This is a genomic window from Sphingomonas silueang, assembly GCF_040049155.1.
GTDB lineage: Bacteria > Pseudomonadota > Alphaproteobacteria > Sphingomonadales > Sphingomonadaceae > Sphingomonas > Sphingomonas silueang.
Genome location: NZ_JBDZDK010000081.1, coordinates 1 through 1,722, shown reverse-complemented (window position 1 = coordinate 1,722; position 1,722 = coordinate 1). Strand labels below are relative to the sequence as shown.

Genomic DNA, 1,722 nt, shown 5'->3' with positions numbered 1-1,722 from the left:
GACGCGGGTGTTCCTGGCGTGTGGCGTCACCGACATGCGCAAAGGGTTCGATGGCCTGGCGGTACTGGTGCAGCAGGTGCTGGCCCAGAACCCGCACTCGGGCGCGTTGTTCGCGTTCCGGGGCAAGCGGGGTCATCTGGTCAAGCTGCTGTGGTTCGATGGGCAAGGCCTGTGCCTGTTCTCCAAGCGGCTCGACCGGGGTCGGTTCGTCTGGCCGGTGACCGCGACGGGCACGGTGACGCTGACGCCGGCACAATTGTCGATGCTGCTGGAGGGCATCGACTGGCGTCGCCCAGAGCGGACGTTCACGCCGACGCTGGCGGGGTGAAAACGGCGGTTTTGCGACGCTTTTTCTCGCCCGTCGATGCGTGATCTGTTATGAAATGCGGGTGCTGGAAGCGCCTGTTTCCCCTGCTGATGCCACCGCGCGGATCGCCGCGCTGGAGGCATCGCTCGCCCGGGCGAATGCCGCGCTCGCCGCCCGCGATCTGCTCATCGACACGTTGCGCGGGCAGATCGCCCGACTGCGGCGGATGCAGTTCGGTGCCTCCTCCGAGAAGTTGGGCCGCGAGATCGAACAGCTCGAGCTGGCGCTGGAAGAGCTGGAAACGGAGCGGGATGTTTCCGAAGTCGAGACTGCGGCGCCTGGAGTAGCGCCGCGCCTGGCACCGGTCCGCAGTCTGCCGGAGCATCTGCCGCGCGAGGAGGTCGTCCACGAGCCGGCGTCCGGTATCTGCACCTGCCCGGACTGCGGTGGTGCGCTGCGCCGGCTGGGCGTGGACGCGCACGAGATGCTCGACATCGTGCCGGTGCGCTGGCGGGTCGTGCGCGACGTCCGCCCCAAATACAGCTGCCGGTCTTGCGAGAAGATCGTCCAGGCACCCGCGCCGGTCAGCGCTGTGGCGCGGGGCAAGGCGACCTTCGCGACGCTGGCGCACGTCGTCGTCTCCAAGTTCGACCACCATCTGCCGTTGTACCGCCAGGCCGAGATGATGGCCGCGCAGGGGCTCGAGATCGACCGCTCGACGCTCGCGGGCTGGGCCGGGCAAGCTGCAGCACTGCTCGACCCGGTGGTCAGCCGTATCCGTGACGAGGTGCTCAAGACCGACAAGATCCACGCCGACGACACGCCGGTGTCGGTGCTCGACCCCGGCCGTGGCAAGACCGCGACCGGGCGGCTGTGGGTGTACGCCGCCGACGACCAGGCGTCCGGCAGCACGACACCGCCCGCAACATGGTATCGCTTCACGCCCGACCGCACCGCGGCGCACCCGCAGGCGCATCTCGCCGGCTTTCGCGGCTTTCTCCAGGCCGATGCCTATGCGGGCTATGACGCCCTGTACCGCGGTGGCGTCACAGAGGTGGCATGCTGGGCACACTTCCGGCGCAAGGTGTTCGACCTGCACGAGCGCCTCTCCACGCCGCTGACCACCGATATCCTGGAGCGCATCGGCGCGCTCTATGCCGTCGAGGCGGAGGTGCGTGGTCAGCCGCCGGATGTACGCCGTCGAGCGCGACAGGAACGAAGCCAGTCGCTGGTCGACGCCTTGCGCGAGGTGCTCGACGCTGCCCTTCGCCGCCTGTCGCCCAAGTCCGACATGGCCAAAGCCATCGCCTATGGCACCAAACGCTGGCCAGCGCTGTGCCGCTTCCTGGGTGACGGGCGTCTGGAGATCGACAACAACATCGCGGAGCGGGCCCTGCGCGGCGTCGCCGTGGGAA

Annotated in this window: 2 protein-coding genes; both read left to right on the top strand. The window is 68.6% G+C overall.

Annotation, left to right across the window (positions count from 1 at the left end; genetic code table 11):
* Positions 1–328: IS66 family insertion sequence element accessory protein TnpB (gene tnpB, locus ABLE43_RS23135; protein WP_348980281.1), on the top strand; the 328-nt coding region annotated here is incomplete at its 5' end.
* Between the two features lie 55 nt (positions 329–383).
* Positions 384–1,722 (top strand): IS66 family transposase (gene tnpC, locus ABLE43_RS23130; protein WP_348980280.1); only part of this gene is annotated, 1,339 nt, incomplete at its 3' end.